This is a genomic window from Devosia sp. GW821-FHT12F11 (assembly GCF_058806655.1).
This window is the reverse complement of sequence record NZ_JBXAPX010000002.1, coordinates 787,613-803,847: the sequence shown is the minus strand read 5'-3', so window position 1 is coordinate 803,847 and position 16,235 is coordinate 787,613. Positions and strand designations below refer to the sequence as shown.

Annotated in this window: 17 protein-coding genes; 10 read left to right on the top strand and 7 right to left on the bottom strand. The window is 65.4% G+C overall.

Going from position 1 to position 16,235, the window contains the following annotated elements; translation table 11 throughout:
• Nucleotides 1–64 precede the first annotated feature (64 nt).
• Both AC1ROK_RS09500 and AC1ROK_RS09495 read left to right on the top strand, forming a co-directional pair.
• Nucleotides 65–562, top strand: coding sequence for a 2,4'-dihydroxyacetophenone dioxygenase family protein (locus AC1ROK_RS09500; RefSeq protein ID WP_055876662.1), 498 nt, complete (start codon nucleotides 65–67; stop codon nucleotides 560–562).
• The gene (locus AC1ROK_RS09495; protein ID WP_492846132.1) at nucleotides 559–1,287 is read left to right on the top strand and encodes an SDR family NAD(P)-dependent oxidoreductase; all 729 of its coding nucleotides are present in this window, start codon (nucleotides 559–561) and stop codon (nucleotides 1,285–1,287) included. The genes AC1ROK_RS09500 and AC1ROK_RS09495 overlap by 4 nt, the downstream gene beginning before the upstream one ends.
• Before the next feature lie 30 nt (nucleotides 1,288–1,317).
• Here the strand turns inward: AC1ROK_RS09495 and AC1ROK_RS09490 are convergent, their stop codons facing one another.
• From AC1ROK_RS09490 to AC1ROK_RS09480, 3 genes are all read right to left on the bottom strand, one after another.
• Complete coding sequence (locus tag AC1ROK_RS09490) at nucleotides 1,318–1,818, bottom strand: hypothetical protein (RefSeq protein ID WP_492846130.1); 501 nt, start codon at nucleotides 1,816–1,818, stop codon at nucleotides 1,318–1,320.
• Between the two features lie 5 nt (nucleotides 1,819–1,823).
• Complete coding sequence (locus AC1ROK_RS09485) at nucleotides 1,824–2,750, bottom strand: aldo/keto reductase (protein ID WP_492846128.1); 927 nt, start codon at nucleotides 2,748–2,750, stop codon at nucleotides 1,824–1,826.
• Nucleotides 2,751–2,835: 85 nt separating this feature from the next.
• Nucleotides 2,836–3,225 (bottom strand): VOC family protein, encoded by a 390-nt coding sequence (locus AC1ROK_RS09480; RefSeq protein ID WP_492846126.1) that lies wholly within the window; start codon nucleotides 3,223–3,225, stop codon nucleotides 2,836–2,838.
• Between the two features lie 277 nt (nucleotides 3,226–3,502).
• On the opposite strand from AC1ROK_RS09480, the gene AC1ROK_RS09475 reads away from it, so the two are divergent.
• The 5 genes from AC1ROK_RS09475 to AC1ROK_RS09455 are packed head-to-tail and all read left to right on the top strand — an operon-like array spanning nucleotide 3,503 to nucleotide 8,745.
• Nucleotides 3,503–5,098 (top strand): ABC transporter substrate-binding protein, encoded by a 1,596-nt coding sequence (locus AC1ROK_RS09475; protein ID WP_492846124.1) that lies wholly within the window; start codon nucleotides 3,503–3,505, stop codon nucleotides 5,096–5,098.
• A gap of 57 nt (nucleotides 5,099–5,155) precedes the next feature.
• The gene (locus tag AC1ROK_RS09470) at nucleotides 5,156–6,163 is read left to right on the top strand and encodes an ABC transporter permease subunit (protein ID WP_492846122.1); all 1,008 of its coding nucleotides are present in this window, start codon (nucleotides 5,156–5,158) and stop codon (nucleotides 6,161–6,163) included.
• The gene (locus AC1ROK_RS09465; RefSeq protein WP_492846120.1) at nucleotides 6,163–7,068 is read left to right on the top strand and encodes an ABC transporter permease subunit; all 906 of its coding nucleotides are present in this window, start codon (nucleotides 6,163–6,165) and stop codon (nucleotides 7,066–7,068) included. Before AC1ROK_RS09470 ends, AC1ROK_RS09465 begins: the two co-directional genes overlap by 1 nt.
• Nucleotides 7,069–7,072: 4 nt before the next feature.
• Complete coding sequence (locus AC1ROK_RS09460) at nucleotides 7,073–7,909, top strand: ABC transporter ATP-binding protein (protein ID WP_492846118.1); 837 nt, start codon at nucleotides 7,073–7,075, stop codon at nucleotides 7,907–7,909.
• Complete coding sequence (locus AC1ROK_RS09455; protein WP_492846116.1) at nucleotides 7,909–8,745, top strand: dipeptide ABC transporter ATP-binding protein; 837 nt, start codon at nucleotides 7,909–7,911, stop codon at nucleotides 8,743–8,745. Before AC1ROK_RS09460 ends, AC1ROK_RS09455 begins: the two co-directional genes overlap by 1 nt.
• Nucleotides 8,746–8,785: 40 nt before the next feature.
• Here the strand turns inward: AC1ROK_RS09455 and AC1ROK_RS09450 are convergent, their stop codons facing one another.
• Complete coding sequence (locus AC1ROK_RS09450) at nucleotides 8,786–9,220, bottom strand: ester cyclase (RefSeq protein WP_492846114.1); 435 nt, start codon at nucleotides 9,218–9,220, stop codon at nucleotides 8,786–8,788.
• A 320-nt stretch (nucleotides 9,221–9,540) separates the two neighbouring features.
• Between AC1ROK_RS09450 and AC1ROK_RS09445 the strand changes: the two genes are divergently transcribed.
• The gene (locus AC1ROK_RS09445; protein ID WP_492846112.1) at nucleotides 9,541–11,688 is read left to right on the top strand and encodes a putative bifunctional diguanylate cyclase/phosphodiesterase; all 2,148 of its coding nucleotides are present in this window, start codon (nucleotides 9,541–9,543) and stop codon (nucleotides 11,686–11,688) included.
• Nucleotides 11,689–11,763: 75 nt separating this feature from the next.
• Here the strand turns inward: AC1ROK_RS09445 and AC1ROK_RS09440 are convergent, their stop codons facing one another.
• Genes AC1ROK_RS09440 through AC1ROK_RS09430 form a run of 3 tightly spaced genes read right to left on the bottom strand, consistent with a single transcriptional unit; the run spans nucleotide 11,764 to nucleotide 13,822 of the window.
• Entirely contained in the window at nucleotides 11,764–12,198 is a 435-nt protein-coding gene (locus AC1ROK_RS09440) for a Fur family transcriptional regulator (protein WP_492846110.1), read from the bottom strand.
• Between the two features lie 3 nt (nucleotides 12,199–12,201).
• Nucleotides 12,202–13,008: a metal ABC transporter permease gene (locus tag AC1ROK_RS09435; RefSeq protein ID WP_492846108.1), complete on the bottom strand. Its 807-nt coding sequence runs from the start codon at nucleotides 13,006–13,008 to the stop codon at nucleotides 12,202–12,204.
• Nucleotides 13,001–13,822: an ATP-binding cassette domain-containing protein gene (locus AC1ROK_RS09430; protein ID WP_492846106.1), complete on the bottom strand. Its 822-nt coding sequence runs from the start codon at nucleotides 13,820–13,822 to the stop codon at nucleotides 13,001–13,003. The genes AC1ROK_RS09435 and AC1ROK_RS09430 overlap by 8 nt, the downstream gene beginning before the upstream one ends.
• A gap of 119 nt (nucleotides 13,823–13,941) precedes the next feature.
• Between AC1ROK_RS09430 and AC1ROK_RS09425 the strand changes: the two genes are divergently transcribed.
• Nucleotides 13,942–14,886 carry a zinc ABC transporter substrate-binding protein gene (locus AC1ROK_RS09425; protein ID WP_492846104.1) on the top strand — a complete coding sequence of 315 codons (945 nt, stop codon included), beginning with the start codon at nucleotides 13,942–13,944 and terminating at the stop codon, nucleotides 14,884–14,886.
• Between the two features lie 120 nt (nucleotides 14,887–15,006).
• A complete protein-coding gene (locus AC1ROK_RS09420; RefSeq protein WP_492846102.1) occupies nucleotides 15,007–16,212 on the top strand; it encodes a hypothetical protein in 1,206 nt (401 codons plus the stop codon).
• Nucleotides 16,213–16,235 lie beyond the last annotated feature (23 nt).

Genomic DNA, 16,235 nt, shown 5'->3' with positions numbered 1-16,235 from the left:
AGGTCGACTGGCGGGGTTAGCTCGCACCGCTACAGCTACCATACCAGTTAGGAGGAGACCTGCCATGTACGAGACCTTCAACGGCTCGGCGCATCCGATGGCGCCCCGGGAAATCGCCATTACCGCCGTCCCCGAGGATGAGCGGGTCTGGGTGCCGCAGGCCGAGGGCGTCTGGTTCCGTCCGCTGTTCCTCAACACCCTGCAGGGCCAGTGGTGCAACCTGCTGCGCGTCCGCCGCGCCGGCATTCTGAGCCGGCACCTGCACCCCCAGCCGGTGCACGGCTACGTCATCAAGGGCCGCTGGCACTATCTCGAGCACGACTGGGTGGCCGAAACCGGCTCCTATGTGTTCGAGCCCCCCGGCGAGATCCACACCCTGACCGTGCCCGAGGACACTCCGGAGATGATCACCTTCTTCAATATCTCCGGCTGCATGGTCTATCTCGACAAGGACAACAAGCAGGTCGGCTTCGAGGACGTCTTCACCAAGATCGACATGTGCAAGAAGCACTACGAAAAGGTGGGGCTCGGCGCGGACTACGTGGACCAGTTCGTCAGATGAGCCACTGGGCATCCGAATTCTACGCCAAGAAGACCGTCGTCATCACCGGCGGTACGTCCGGCATTGGCCAGGGCATCGGTCGCGCTTTTGCTGACGCCGGGGCGGTGGTGCATGTCACCGGCGCCACCCAGGCCGAGGTCGAGGCCGGCGCCGCCGCCGAGCCGCGCTTCCGCTACACTCAGCTCGACGTTCGCAACACCGAGCAGGTCGCCGAATACGCCGCGACCTTCGGCAGTGTTGCCGCGCTGATCAACTGCGCCGGGGTGAACCTCCGCGCCGCCGAGCACACCGTCGATGGTTTTGCCACCGTCATCGACATCAACCTCAACGGCTCGATGCGCACCGCTTACGCCTTCAAGGACAAGCTCGCCGGCGGCGCTATTCTCAACATCGGCTCGATGTTCTCGTTCTTCGGCGCGCCGCACGCCCCGGCTTATGCGGCGTCGAAGCACGCCGTCGCCGGCCTCACCAAGTCGCTCGCCACCGCCTTTGCCAAGGAGCAGATCCGCGTCAATGCGCTCGCCCCCGGCTGGATCGAGACGGCGATGACCGCGGTGCCGCGCGCCAACGAGGCGCGCAACGCCGAATTGATGGGCCGCACCCCGCTCGGCCGCTGGGGCACTCCGGCGGACCTGGCGCCCGCCGCGCTGTTCCTCTGCTCGCCGCTCGCCGGCTTCATTACCGGCGCGATCCTGCCGGTCGACGGCGGCTACCTCGTTGCGTGAGCGAGATCATCGGCAACACCGCTCAACCAGTTATTGGGCGACCGAGGCCTCGACCGGCGGCACGCGCGGCGCGCAGAAGTACAGCGCCTGGTTGATCACGTACAGCGAGCCGTCGAGCGTGATGCCGTTCCGGGGCAGGTCGGGTCCGGCTTTCGGATCGAGAAAGGCGAGGCCGCCATTTTTCAGCGCCTCGAGCAGCGGCGTCACGTCGCCCTCGATGCGGGCGTTATAGGGCGAGCCATCGGGCTTGGCGTCGACCTCGTGTCCGTCTTCCTTGTCGATATCGATACGCCACCGTCCGGCGTCGCCGCCGGGGCGGCTGGTGTGCAGATGAATGCCGATCTCGAAATCATCCTCGCAGCGCACCGCGAGGCAGACGAATTCCTTTGGCGTCGATCCGGCCGCGCACCCCAGTGCCGCCCGATCGCCCTCTCCCGCCAACGGCGAATAATGCCAGCCCGCTTCCTGGGCGAGGGCAGGGGAGGTCAGCGCGACAATCGCCCCCGCCAACCGCACCATCGATGCAGCCATCGGCTTCACTTGCCGGCGTCCGTCAGCAGCTTCAGGTCATCGGCGCTCAGCGTCAGGTTGGCGCCGCGCATCAGGCTTTGCACCTGCTCGACCGATGTCGCCGAGGCGATTGGTGCGCCGACGCCCGGCTGCGCTGCGATCCAGCTGAGGGTGATCTCAGCCGGCAGCGCGCCGGTTCGCTCGGCGATCGCATCGAGCGCCTCGAGGATGCGATAGCCTTTGGGGTTGAGGTATTTCTCCACCACGGTCTGGCCGCGCGGGCTCTTCTGTGCGTCGGCCGCGCTGCGATACTTGCCGGCAAGAAAGCCGCGGGCCAGGCTGAAATAGCCGATCCCTGAGACGCCCTCGGCAACGCAGGTCGCCTGCACGTCCTCGAATTTGGCGCGGTCGTAGAGGTTGAACTCGTTCTGGATCGTCTCGTAACGCGCGGTGCCGTTCGCCTTCGAGATGCCGAGCGCCTCGGTCAACAGGGCCGTATCCTGGTTGGACGAGCCGATATAGCGGACCTTGCCGGCCTTAACGAGCTTGTCGAGCGCCTTGAGCGTCTCGTCCTGCGGCGTATTCGGATCGGGCCAATGCGTCTGGTAGAGGTCGACATAGTCGGTCTTGAGCCGCCTCAGCGAGGCGTCGACTTCCTCCTCGATCCACTTGGCGCTGAGGTCGCGATGGCCCTGGCCCATATCCGAGCCGACCTTGGTGAACACCAGCACCTTGTCGCGGTTGCCGCGCGCCTTCATCCAGTTGCCGATGATCGTCTCCGACTTGCCCTTGCCATAGCTGTCGGCGGTGTCGAGCGCCGCAAAGCCGCCATCGAGGAACGCGTCGAGCACCGGATAGGCCGCCTGCTCCTCCAGCGTCCAGCCCAGCACGTTGCAACCGAAGACCAACGGGTCGATGAAAAGCTCTGTGCGGCCGAGGCGGCGCTTGCTCATTGTTATCTCCAGTATGGCTTGGCGGAGAGAAGGAAGGTCAGGCGAGCCTAGCCTTGCCATCCATCGGCGACAAGCGATGGAGGCCTCAGCCCTTGGGCTGAATCAGGTCCCACTTGTTGCCATAGAGGTCCTCGAACACCGCCACCGAGCCATAGACCTCGTGCCGCGGTGACTCGAGGAACTTGACCCCGCGCGCCACATAGTTCGCGTGGTCACGGGCGAAATCGTCGGTCTCGAGAAAGAACCCCACCCGACCGCCGGTCTGGTTGCCGACACGGGCCGATTGCGTGTCGCCGTCTGCCTTGGCCAGCAGCAGCCTGGCCCCGCCGCCGGCCGGCGCCACGGTGACCCAGCGCTTGCCGCCACCCATGTCGAGGTCGCTGCCGAGCGAGAACCCGAGTTTGTCGACATAGAACGAGATGGCGTCGTCATAGTCGGCGACGACGAGGGCGATTGTGGCGATGGACGGGCTCATGCACGGATCATTTGCGGCACCGCGTCGCGACCGTCAATCGGCGCGGTGTGAAATCGATCCCACCTGCGCAACCGCTTTACCTCCCGAAAAACTCAGGTTTGCGGCGACGACGGCTTTGTTGAAACGGCATTCTGTACGACAGGACTTTGACCAACCGGTAAAACTGGACCATTGCGTGGCGGAAGAAAAAGCGCTTTGTTGCGCGCCAAGCTCCGGCCGGCGGAAGGGACTCTGCCGTTGAATGCCGGGGCGTAATGCTTTTCGGGAGACAACCATCATGCATTTGATGAAAACCCTGCTCGCCGCCACTGCGCTCGTCGCGGTGATGGGCGGCAGCGTCTATGCCAAGCAGCTCGTGTTCTGCTCGGAAGCCTCGCCGGCGCACTTCGACCCCGGTCCGACCACCGGTGGTAACGATTTCGACGCCAGCTCGCGCACCATCTATGATCGCCTCGTCGAGTTCGAGCATGGCGGCACCGCCGTGCAGCCGGGCCTCGCCGAGAAGTGGGAGATTTCCGCTGACGGCCTGGAATACACCTTCCACCTCCGTCCGGGCGTGAAGTTCCACACCACCTCGTATTTCACCCCGACCCGCGACCTGAACGCCGACGACGTGATCTTCTCGTTCGAGCGTCAGTGGAAGGAAGACAATCCGTGGAACAAGTACCTCGAGGGCATCTCGTGGGACTACTTCCAGGGCATGGACATGCCCAAGTTCCTCAAGTCGATCGAGAAGGTCGATGACCTGACCGTCAAGATCACGCTGAACGAGCCCAACGCGCCGATGCTGGCGAACCTGGGCATGGACTTCGCCTCGATCGTTTCCAAGGAATATGCCGACCAGCTCGCCGCTTCGGGCAACCTGGCCGACTTCTCGAACAAGCCGGTCGGTACCGGCGCCTTCGTGTTCGTCGACTACCAGACCGACGCCGTCATCCGTTACCAGGCTTTCGCCGACTACTGGCGCGGCAAGGTGGCGATCGACGACCTGATCTTCGCCATCACCACCGATCCGGCGGTGCGTGCGCAGAAGCTCAAGGCCGGCGAATGCGATATCATGTCGTATCCCGCTCCGGCTGACATCGAGGGCCTCAAGGCCGACACCAACCTGCAGGTGCTGGAGCAGGAAGGCCTGAACATCGGCTACATGTCCTACAACACCACCGTCGCTCCGATGGATAACGTGAACGTCCGCAAGGCGCTCTCGATGGCCATCAACAAGCAGGCGCTGGTCGATGCGGTCTACCAGGGTGCTGGCCAGGCGGCCAAGAACCTGATCCCGCCGACCATGTGGTCCTATGACGACAAGATCGTCGACACGGCCTACGATCCGGAAGGCGCCAAGAAGCTCCTCGCCGATGCCGGCGTCACGGGCCTGACCCTCGACCTGTGGGCCATGCCGGTCAGCCGTCCGTACAACCCCAACGCGCAGCGCGCCGCCGAAATGATCCAGGCCGACTGGGCCGCGGTCGGCGTCACTGCCAACATCGTCACCTACGAGTGGACCGAGTACCGCGAGCGCGGCAAGCAGAAGGATCGCCCGGGTGCGTTCCAGATCGGCTGGACCGGCGACAACGGTGATCCGGACAACTTCTTTGCGACGCTGTTCTCCTGCTCGGCCATTGGCGTTTCCAACTACTCGAGCTGGTGCAACGACGACTTCGAGAAGGCCATCCAGGACGCCAAGAAGGTCTCCGACCAGGCTGAGCGTACCGCGCTCTACACCAAGGCCCAGGAAATCTTCAAAGCCGAAGAGCCGGCCCTGACCATGGCGCACTCCAAGGTCTTCATGCCGATGAACAAGCGCGTCCAGGGCTACACCATGGATCCGCTCGGGATTCACCGCTTCGACAATGTCGACGTGACCGAATAATTAGAGATAGAGTTCAAGGGGCGGCGCCAGCACCGGCGCCGCCCCTTGGCGTACCCAATGCTGCGATTCATCCTCCAGAAACTCGCCCTGATCGTGCCGACCATCATCGGCATCACGATCGCGTCGTTTGCCTTCATCCGCCTGCTCCCCGGCGACCCCATCCTGGCGATGGCCGGCCAGCACGGCGTCACCCCCGAACGCTACGAGATCCTGAAGGAACAGTTCGGCTACAACCTGCCGATCTGGCAGCAGTACTTCAATTACGTCGCCGGCATCCTGCAGGGCAATTTCGGCATCTCGCTCGCCACCAAACGGCCGGTGATCGATGAGTTCATGACCCTGTTCCCCGCCACCGTCGAGCTGGCGCTGTTCGCCATGCTGATCGCGGTGGCGCTCGGCATCCCCGCCGGCATCTTCGCCGCCATCAAGCGCGGCTCGTGGTTCGACCAGATCACCATGGGCGTGGCGCTCACCGGCTATTCGATGCCGATCTTCTGGTGGGGGCTGCTGCTCATTATCTTCTTTTCCGGCTATCTCGGCTGGACCCCGGTATCGGGCCGCATCGCGCTGAACTTCTTCTTCCCGCGCGTCACCGGTTTCATGCTGATTGACAGCCTGCTCGCCGGCAAACCCGACGGCTTCATCTCGGCGCTGCGTCACCTGATCCTGCCGGCGATCGTCCTGGGCACCATCCCGCTCGCTGTCATCGCCCGACAAACGCGCTCCGCCATGCTGGAAGTGCTGGGCGAGGACTATGTCCGCACCGCGCGCGCCAAGGGCCTCGACCCCAACCGCGTCGTCGGTGTTCACGCCTTCCGCAACGCGCTGATCCCCGTCGTCACCACCATCGGCCTGCAGATCGGCCTGCTGATGGCCGGCGCCATCCTCACCGAGACGATCTTCTCCTGGCCGGGCATCGGCAAATGGATGATCGACTCGATTTCCAAGCGTGACTACGTCTCGGTCCAGTCGGGCCTGCTGCTCATCGCGTTGATCGTCATGGCGGTGAACCTCATCGTCGACATCCTCTACGCCGTCATCAATCCGCGCATCAGGGTGCAGTGATGGCAGCAGAAACCACCACCACGACCTCAGCCGCTCCGGGCCGTTTCAGCGGCCTGCGCGAGTTTTGGTACTATTTCTCGACCAACCACGGTGCAGTGCTCGGCCTCGCCGTGTTCCTGCTGCTGATCCTCGTCGCGATCTTCGCGCCGGTGCTGGCGCCGTTCTCGCCCGACCAGCAGTTCCGCGAGTTCATCCGCATGGCGCCGCCCTGGGCCGGTGGCACGCAGCCGCAGTTCTTCCTCGGCACCGACGAGGTCGGCCGCGACATCCTCTCGCGCCTGATCCACGGCTCGCGCTACTCGTTGATGATCGGCTTCATCGTGGTCACCGGCGCGCTGATCGTCGGCGTTACGCTCGGGCTGCTCGCCGGCTATTTCCGTGGCTGGGTCGATGCCCTGATCATGCGCGTCATGGATATCATCCTCGCCTTCCCGTCGCTGCTGCTGGCGCTGGTGCTCGTCGCCATCCTCGGCCCCGGCCTGTTCAACGCCATGCTGGCCATCGCGCTGGTGCTGCAGCCGCACTTCGCCCGCCTGACCCGCGCTGCGGTGCTGAGCGAAAAGAGCCGCGAGTATGTCACCTCGGCCAAGGTTGCCGGCGCCAGCAACCTGCGTCTGATGTTCATCACCATCCTCCCCAACTGCCTCGGGCCGCTGATCGTCCAGGCGACGCTGAGCTTTTCCAATGCCATCCTCGAGGCGGCGGCGCTCGGCTTTCTCGGCATGGGCGCGCAACCGCCGACACCGGAATGGGGCACCATGCTGGCGCGCGCCCGTGAGTTCATCACCAGCGCCTGGTGGATCGTCACCATGCCCGGCCTCGCCATCCTGATCACGGTTCTCGCCATCAACCTCGTCGGCGACGGCCTGCGCGATGCGCTCGATCCCAAGCTCAAGCGGAGCTGAGGCGATGCACCTGCTCGAAGTCAAAAACCTCACCGTCAGCTTCGATACCTCGGTCGGCGTGTTCAACGCCGTCAAGGGCATCGACATCCATGTCGACGCCCGCGAAGTGCTGGCCATTGTCGGCGAGTCCGGCTCCGGCAAGTCGGTGGCGATGCTGGCCGTCATGGGCCTCCTGCCGCCCACGGCGCATGTCAGCGCCGACAAGATGACTTTCGACGGCAAGGATCTGCTCGCCATGTCGGCCGCCGACAAGCGCAAGATCATCGGCAAGGATGTCGCCATGATCTTCCAGGAGCCGATGACCAGCCTGAACCCCTGCTTCACGGTGGGTTTCCAGATCGAGGAAGTGCTGCGCTTCCACCTCGGCATGGACAAGCAGAGGCGCCGGGCCCGCGCCGTCGAACTGCTCGATCAGGTCGGCATCCCCGACCCGGCCGAGCGATTGAAGTCCTATCCGCATCAGATGTCGGGCGGCCAGAACCAGCGTGTCATGATCGCCATGGCCATTGCCTGCAACCCCAAGCTCTTGATCGCCGACGAGCCGACCACGGCGCTCGACGTCACTATCCAGAAGCAGATCCTCGATCTGCTGGTGCGGCTGCAGGCCGAGCACGGCATGGGCCTGATCATGATTACCCACAATATCGGTGTCGTCGCCGAAACCGCCGACCGCGTCGTGGTGCAATACAAGGGCCGCAAGATGGAAGAGGCGGGCGTGCTCGAGCTCTTCACCGCGCCCAAGAGCAACTACACCCGGGCGCTGCTGGCGGCGCTCCCCGACAACGCCACCGGCGATCGGCTGCCCACCATTACCGGCACCAATTTCGAGGAGGCCGTGTGATGACAGCAGTCCTCGAAGCCAGGAACCTCGTTCGCGACTATCACATCGGCGGAACGCTGTTTGGCGGTGGCCGCACCGTGCATGCGGTCAAGGGCGTCAGCTTCAAGCTCGAGCAGGGCAAGACCCTCGCCATCGTCGGCGAGTCCGGCTCGGGCAAGTCGACGCTGGCGCGCATCCTCACGCTCATCGACCGGCAGACCGGCGGTGAGCTGCTGATCGATGGCGAGACCATCGACATCAAGAAGACCGGCGTGACTGCCGCCATGCGCCGCAAGGTGCAGATCGTCTTCCAGAATCCCTATGGCTCGCTGAACCCGCGCCAGAAGATCGGCAACGTGCTGATGGAGCCGTTGCTGCTCAACACCGACATGCCGGCCGCCGAACGGCGCGACCGCGCCCTCGATATGCTGGTGAAGGTCGGGCTGCAGCCCGAGCACTTCAATCGCTATCCGCACATGTTCTCGGGCGGCCAGCGCCAGCGCATCGCCATCGCCCGCGCCATCATCCTGAAGCCATCGCTGCTGGTGCTCGACGAGCCGGTCTCCGCCCTCGATTTGTCGGTGCAGGCGCAGATCCTCAACCTGCTCGCCGACCTGCAGGACGAGTTCGGGCTCACCTACGTGTTCATCAGCCACGACCTGAGCGTGGTGAAGTACATCGCCGACGAGGTGATGGTGATGTATCTGGGCGAGGCGGTGGAGCAGGGGACCCGCGAGAAGCTGTTCTCGAATCCCGAGCACCCCTATACCCGCGCGCTTTTCGCCGCGACGCCGCGCGCCGACGTCGAAAGCATCAAGGCCAGGCTGGCCAAGAAGGCCGCCCTGGCCTCAGCCTGATCCGGGGCTTTGCCGGCCAGAGCGCTTTCAGTGAAATGCTCTAGTGCATGGTCGGCATCATGCCCATCTGCATCATCATGCCGGCAACGTCGGGATGCGTGCGGAACTCGACGATCTTGCCGTCGCGGACCCGGGCGAAGTAGTCACCGTGCCCGACGACCTTCTTCTGCGTCGCCGGAATGGTCTGGCCGGCCATGCTCATCGGGCCGCTATTGGTGCCGGTGAACTCGAGTTCACTCGCCACGGCATCATCTCCGACGATCTGGCTGACGCGGCGCGTATGCAGGTCGGGAAACGCAGTCATCCAGGAGTCGAAATAGGCCCTCGCGGCCTTCTTGTCGCGGATCGGTTGCGGCGTCGTCCAGTCATACCAGACGAAGTCGTCCGCCAGGAGGTTCACGAAGGCGGCGCCATCGTGCTTGTCCCAGGCGGCCAGGCCTTGGTCGTCGATCCGTTTCAGTTCGTCCTTGGTCATGGTGTCCTCCCCTTTCTGGGGTGAACGCCACGCGCCCCCTCACGTGGCGCTGCGGTCCCGAACCTAACACCCTGCCCAGCGCCCGACCAGTGTCGCATCTGCTGCTGTTGCGCGCTTTAAGCCGGTGTTAAGCCAGGGCCCTTAGCGTTCGGCGATGCTTGTCACGCCGGTGTCTCTACTTGCCCAAAGCTGCCAAAAGCACGTCGGCTCTGGCCGCCGGAGCGCTTTCAGGAAAAGTTGCAGGCTTTTCCACCTCGAAAGCGCGACATAATCGGGGCTCTGATGCCCGCAGCGCGCGCAAGCCGGCGCGCCGATCGGCATTGCTGAACTTCACCTTCTGGATCGCCCTGCCGGCGGTCGCCGTCTATTTCGGCGTCTGTGCACTGGTGTTCGTCGCCATGCACCTGATGAGCGCCGAGATGAACGCCATCGATTCCGATCGCGGCAAGAGTGCAATCGCCGCTGCAGTGGAGTCGCTGGTGGTCGGCCTCGCCGAGAGCACCGCCGACGAGGCGACCTGGACCGAGGCCTACATCAACACCTATGTCGAACCCAATCCGGCCTGGCTCGATTCCGCCTGGGGCGCCACCGCCCGTATCTCCGATACCTACGACACCGCCATCCTCACCGATGTGAACGGCACCATCATCTTCGGTGAAACCAGCCGCGGACCGGTGACCGGAACGCTCGCCGACCTGTTCAGTGGCGTGCCGCAACTGCTCGAGCGGCTCGAGGCGGGCATCGCCAAGGCCGGCGACGACGCGACCGTTTCCAACCTGTCGCGCAACGCGCGTGGCGCGGCGGCGCTGGCCGGCGCGGTGGTGCATGGCAATTCCGGCCAGGCCAGCATCCCGCGCGAGCAGCGCCGGGTGCTCTGGCTCGCCCGCCAGCTCGACGACATCATGCTGCGCGACGTCGCCACCCGCTTCCAGCTGCCGCTGCCGCGGCTCGTCGAGGTGCCCAAACCGGACCACGACTCGATGGCGCTCACCGACGCGGCGGGAGCGGCCATCGCCACCATCGACTGGCCGCCGCGCCGCCCTGGCGATCCGGCCTTCGCCCACACCGCGACCGTTGCAGTACTGGTGATGCTGATCATCGGGGTGCTGATCTTCGTCGTCCTCGCCGCTTTCCGCCATTCCATCAAACTGCGCACCGTTTCCGAGGAGCGCGACTGGTACAATGCCCGCTATGACGGCACGACCGGGCTCTTGAGCCGCTTCGGTCTCGAGGAACACATCACCCAGTCGATCCCCAGGAAGCGGGGCGAACTCCCGGTTGCGGTCAGCCAGATCAATGTCGACGGCTTGCAGGATATCGTCGGCCTCTATGGCCGCGAGGCTGCCAACGAGTTGCTGGTCGCGCTGGCCGACCGTTTCGAGTCGATCGCCGACAGGCAGGCGGTGCTCGCCCGCACCGGGCCCACCGAACTATCGCTCGCCCGCCTCGGTGACGACGCCGGCGAGAAGATCCGCGGTTTCTCCGACCGCATCCTCGCCGGTGCCAGCGAGCCGGTGCCGGTCGGTAACCTCAAGCTGAAGATCGGCCTGAGCATCGGTGTCGTCGATGCGCCGACCCGTCGTGATAACGTTGGCAACCTGATCCGCATGGCCGAAACCGCCGTGGCGCGGGCCCGCGAGACCGGCGGCAACCACATGGTGGCCTATGACCCGGCGATCGAGGACGAGCGCCGCCGCCGCATCGAGCTGCAGGCCGATATCCGGCGCGGACTGGAAGCCGGCGAGTTCGATCTCGAATACCAGCCGATCATCGATTTCCGCACCCAGGCTATCCTCGGCGTCGAAGCGCTGATGCGCTGGAACCGCCGCGCTGCCGGTCCGATGGGCCCCGGCGAGTTCATCCCCGCCGCCGAAGCCTCCGGCCTGATTGACGATCTCGGCATGTTCGCGCTGCGCCGCGCCATCGAGGAGATCGGCCCGCTCGGCAACCTCAAGATCTCGGTCAACGTCTCGCCGGCGCAGCTTCGCAACCCGACGCTGCCGCAGACCGTTTTCTCGACCCTCGACGAATGGGGTGTCGCCGCAAGCCGGCTGCAGCTCGAGGTGACCGAGTCGTTCCTGGTCTCCCACCCCGATCGCGCCATCCGGCTGATCGAACAGCTCCGCCAATCCGGCATCATCATCGCGCTCGACGACTTCGGCACCGGCTATTCGTCGATCGGCTATCTCAAGCAATTCCGCTTCGACCGGGTGAAGCTCGATCGCTCGCTCGTCGCCGAGATCGACAGCGATCCGGTGCAGGCGGCGCTGGTGGAATCCACCATGATCTACGCCTTCGCCATGGGCCTCGCCGTCACCGCCGAAGGCGTCGAGCGGCGCGAGGAAGCGGCGCTGCTCTCCCGCCTCGGCTGTCGCGAATTCCAGGGTTACCTGTTCGCCCGCCCGCTGCGGCTGGCGCAACTCGAGCGCCTGCTGCAGGGCGAGCAGGCTTTGCGCGAAGCGAGCTAGGCGGGGCGAATAGCGAATAGCGAATAGTGAGTAGAAAGAGGCTGCAGGACCAAATGGTTCGGGCGGCGCTACCCGCTATGCCGCCTTCTGGCACTCGGCGCAGCGGCCGCGCAGTTCGATCGTCGTCCGCTCCAGCGCGAAACCGGTATCTCCGGCCCAGGCCACCAGCCGCGCCGTTACCTCAGCGTCGGCGAATTCGTCCACCCGCCCGCAGCCCGAGCAGATGGCGAAGGCCGCCGTGCCGCTGGCCCGCCCGTGGCAATTGGCATCGGCGCAGCAGACGAAGGCGTTGAGCGATTCCAGCCGGTGCGCCAGCCCGTGCTCGATCAGCTTTTCCAGCGCCCGATAGACCTGCAGCGGCGCGCGCAGACCCTCGTCGCGCAGCTTGTCGAGAATATCGTAGGCCGACAGCGGCGCCTCGGCATTGTTGAGCGTCGTCAGCACCAGCTCCTGGTTGCGCGTCAGGTCGCGCGGCCGCTCGTGGTGATGGGCTTCGTGGCTATGGGCCATGGCTCAGGCCTCCCGTCTGGCGCGCCACAGGTGCACCGGCAGCGCGATGGAAATGAGAAACAGCACAAGTGCCGCAACGACGATCGACGGGCCGCTCGGGGTATCGAAGCGCAGCGAGCCGAACAGCCCGCCCGCCACTGCCAGCGCCCCGACGCCGGCCGAGATCAGCGCCATCTGCTCGGGCGTGGCGCTCAGCCGCCGCGCCGTTGCCGCGGGGATGATCAGCAGCGCCGTGATCAGCAGCACGCCGACGATCTTCATGGCGATGGCGATCACCGAAGCGAGCAGCAGCATGAAGACGATCCGCGTCACCTCGGGCCGCATGCCCTCGGCTTCCGCCACCTCGGCATTGACCGTCGCCGCCAGCAGCGGCCGCCACATCGCGGCAAGCACGGCGAGGATTACCAGCCCACCCAGATAGATCACCACGATATCGCTGACCGACACGGCGAGGATGTCACCGAACAAAAAGCCCATCAGGTCGACCCGGATGCCGCTGAGGAACGCCACGACGAGGCCGATCGCCAGCGCCGAGTGGCTGAGGATGCCGAGCAGCGCGTCGGTCGAGAGCGTCTGCCGCCGCTGCAGCAGCAGCAGCGCGCCGGCGACGGCGGCGGCGATAATGAACACCCCGAGCGTCATGTTCACCTGCAGCACCAGGCTAAGCGCCACCCCGAGCAGCGCCGAATGCGCCATGGTGTCGCCGAAATAGGCCATGCGTCGCCAGACGATGAAGCAGCCCAGCGGCCCGGTCACCAGCGCCAGCCCGATCCCTGCGATAACCGCCCGGGTGAAGAAGTCCTCAAGCATGGCGGTGCCCCAAGTGGTCGTGCTCGTGCACATGTTCGTGCGCTTCGACGATCCGACCGTCCGCCTCTTCTACCCGCCCATCGGGCAGGTGGGTGTGGTCGTGATGGTGCTGGTACACCGCCAGCGCATTGGCGGCGCGCGCGCCGAACAGGCTGAGATATTCCGGGCTCCGCGCTACCGATTCCGGCGTGCCGCGGCAGCAGACATGGCCGTTGAGGCAGATCACCGTATCGGTCGCTGCCATCACCACGTGCAGGTCATGGCTGATCAGCAGGATGCCGCAGCCGGTCTCGTCCCGGATCTTGCCGATCAGGTCGTAGAGCGCCACTTCGCCGGAGAAATCGACGCCCTGCACCGGCTCGTCCAGCACCAGCAGATCCGGCTTCCGGATCATCGCCCGCGCCAGCAGCGCCCGCTGGAACTCGCCGCCCGAGAGGTGCTGCACCTCGGCATTGGCGAGGTGCGCGACACCCGTCGCCGCCAGGGCTGCATCGATCTCCGCCTTGGGATAGCTCCCGGTCAGCGACATCAGTCGCCGCACCGTCAGCGGCATGGTCCAGTCGATCGAGAGCTTCTGCGGCACGTAGCCGATCCGCAGCCCACCTTTGCGCGCGACCGTGCCGGCATCGGGCTTCAACACCCCGGTGACCAGCTTGGCCGTGGTCGATTTGCCCGAGCCGTTCGGCCCGATCAGCGTGACGATCTCGCCCTTGCGGATGGTCACGTCGACAGCCTCGACCAGCCAGCGGCCATCACGCCTCACGCCGGCGCCGGCCACATCCACCAGCACCTCGTGCCCTCGATGCGCATCCATGAAATTCACGTTTCCGTCTCTTGCTGACGTTCTACCATTACGTTATAGCGTAACACGTCGATAGCGTAATGTCATAACATATCGCGCATTCGAGCTGTGTTTCAAACAGGGGTCTTCCGATGCAGAAACCGTTCTTCCTGGCGCTCGCTGCGGCGCTCAGCTGGTCTACCGTCGCGCTTGCCGAGGTGCCAAGCGTGGTGACCACCATCAAGCCGCTGCACGCGCTGGTCGCCGCGGTGATGGGAGATCTCGGAACGCCCGCCCTCATCGTCAAGGGCGCTGCCTCGCCCCACAGTTACAGCCTCAAACCCTCCGATGCGCAGGCGCTGCAGGCGGCCAACCTGGTGTTCTGGACCGGCCACGGCCTCGAACTCTTCCTCGAGGATTCGATCGACACCCTGGCGCCCAAGGCCACCATCGTCGAGTTGAGCAAGGCTCCCGGCATCGAACTGCTGCCGCCGCGCGAGACCGGCACCTTCGAGCATCACGATCACGACGAAGAGGAGCATGCCGGGGAGGCACATGCGGATGAGCACGAGCATGGCGAGGAGCAGGACCTGCACTTCTTCCTCGATCCCGCCAACGCCAAGGTGATGGTCGCCGCCATCGCCGACAGCCTCGTCGCTGCCGATCCCGAGCATGCCGACACCTATCGCGCCAATGCCGCAAAAGAGACCGCCGACCTCGACGCCCTGATCGCCGAAACCGAGGCCAGCCTCGCGCCGATCAAGGATCGCCCCTTCGTCGTCTTCCACGATGCCTACCAGTATTTCGAGAAGCGCTTCGGGCTGAACGTCGCCGGCTCGGTCACCCTCAGCCCCGAGATCGCCCCCGGCGCCGACCGCATCAACGAGATTCGTGCCAAGCTGAAGACCCTCGACGCCGCCTGCGTCTTCGCCGAGCCGGTGTTCGAGCCGCGCATCGTCAACGTGCTCACCGAAGGCACCACGGCCAAGCAAGGCGTGCTCGACCCCGAGGGCGCCAACCTCGATGAAGGTCCGGGCCTCTACCGCCAACTGATCGAGAACCTCGCCACCAGTCTCAAGGCCTGCCTCGCGCAGTAGCCTGAGGGGCCGCCGCGCCACCCGGCGGCCCTATCCCCCTCCTGCTCGCCGACAACCGCGCGCCATCCGGCGCGCGAACCCTTCCGCTCGACCTCGATTTTTCACCTTGGGAGACTGCCGATGCCGCGCCTGCCGCACCACCTGATCCTGCCTGCCATCGCCTTGTCGTTCTGTGCCACCTCGGCCTCGGCCGAAGAGGAAGCCACGTTCTGGCGGTTGTTCGTCGCCGACCATGCCAAGCCGCTGGTCACCGCCATCGACCTTGGCACCGACGCGATCTCCGGCAGCTTCGAGCTGGGCAGCCCGGCGAGCCTCTACGCTACTCCGGGCAAGGCCGCCGTCTATGCCGTGCAGGGCGAGGCCGACCGCGTCTCCGCCATCGCTTCCGGCATTGCGCTGGGCGACCATGGCGATCATGCCGACCTCGAGGTCAGCGCGCCCAAACTGCTCGATGCCGCCGTCGCCGGCGACAAGCCGGTGCACTTCGTCGAGCACCATGGCGACATCGCGCTGTTCTTCGATGGCGAAGGCGTCGCCCGCCTGCTCTCCGAGAAAGACTGGCTCGCCGGCAATGCTTCCAGCCGTGAGCTGAAGGTCGCCGCCCCGCACCATGGCGTCGCCGCACCGCTGGGCGAGTACACGCTGATCTCCCGCCCCAGTCCCGAAGACCCCAAGGCGCTGCCGGTGGGTATCGACGTCTATGGCGCCGACGGCGCGACTATCGGCGATCTTCATGCCTGCCCTGACCTCCACGGCGAAGCCAGCTCCGGCGACACCCTCGCCATCGCCTGCGCCGCCGGCCTCCTGCTGGTGAAGTCAGCAGAAGCGGGCCCCGAGCTGCAGCTGCTGCCCTATTCGGCAAACCTGCCGGAGGGCAAATCCACCACACTGCTCGGCGGCGTCGCCATGCAGTATTGGCTGGGCAACTATGGCGCCGATCGCGTCGCCATCATCGATCCCTCGGCCGGCGAACCCTTCCGCCTGGTCGATCTGCCGAGCCGCCGCGTCCACTTCGCCATCGACCCCGAGCGCGTCAGATATGCCTATGTCTTCACCGAGGACGGCGCGCTGCACCGCCTCGATGTCGTCTCCGGCGCCATCGACAAGACGCTGAAGCTGACTGAGCCCTATTCGATGGATGGCGAGTGGAGCCTGCCGCGCCCGCGCCTCGCGGTGGCCGGCGACCACATCGCCGTCACCGATCCGCTTGAAGGCACCATCCACCTCGTCGATGCCGAGAACTTCACGCTCGCCCGCGACATCGCGGTGGCCGGCGCGCCTTACAACATCGTCGCGGTCGGCGGCTCCGGCCTCAGCCACGAGTGAACCATTGCGCCCCGCCTCGCTGC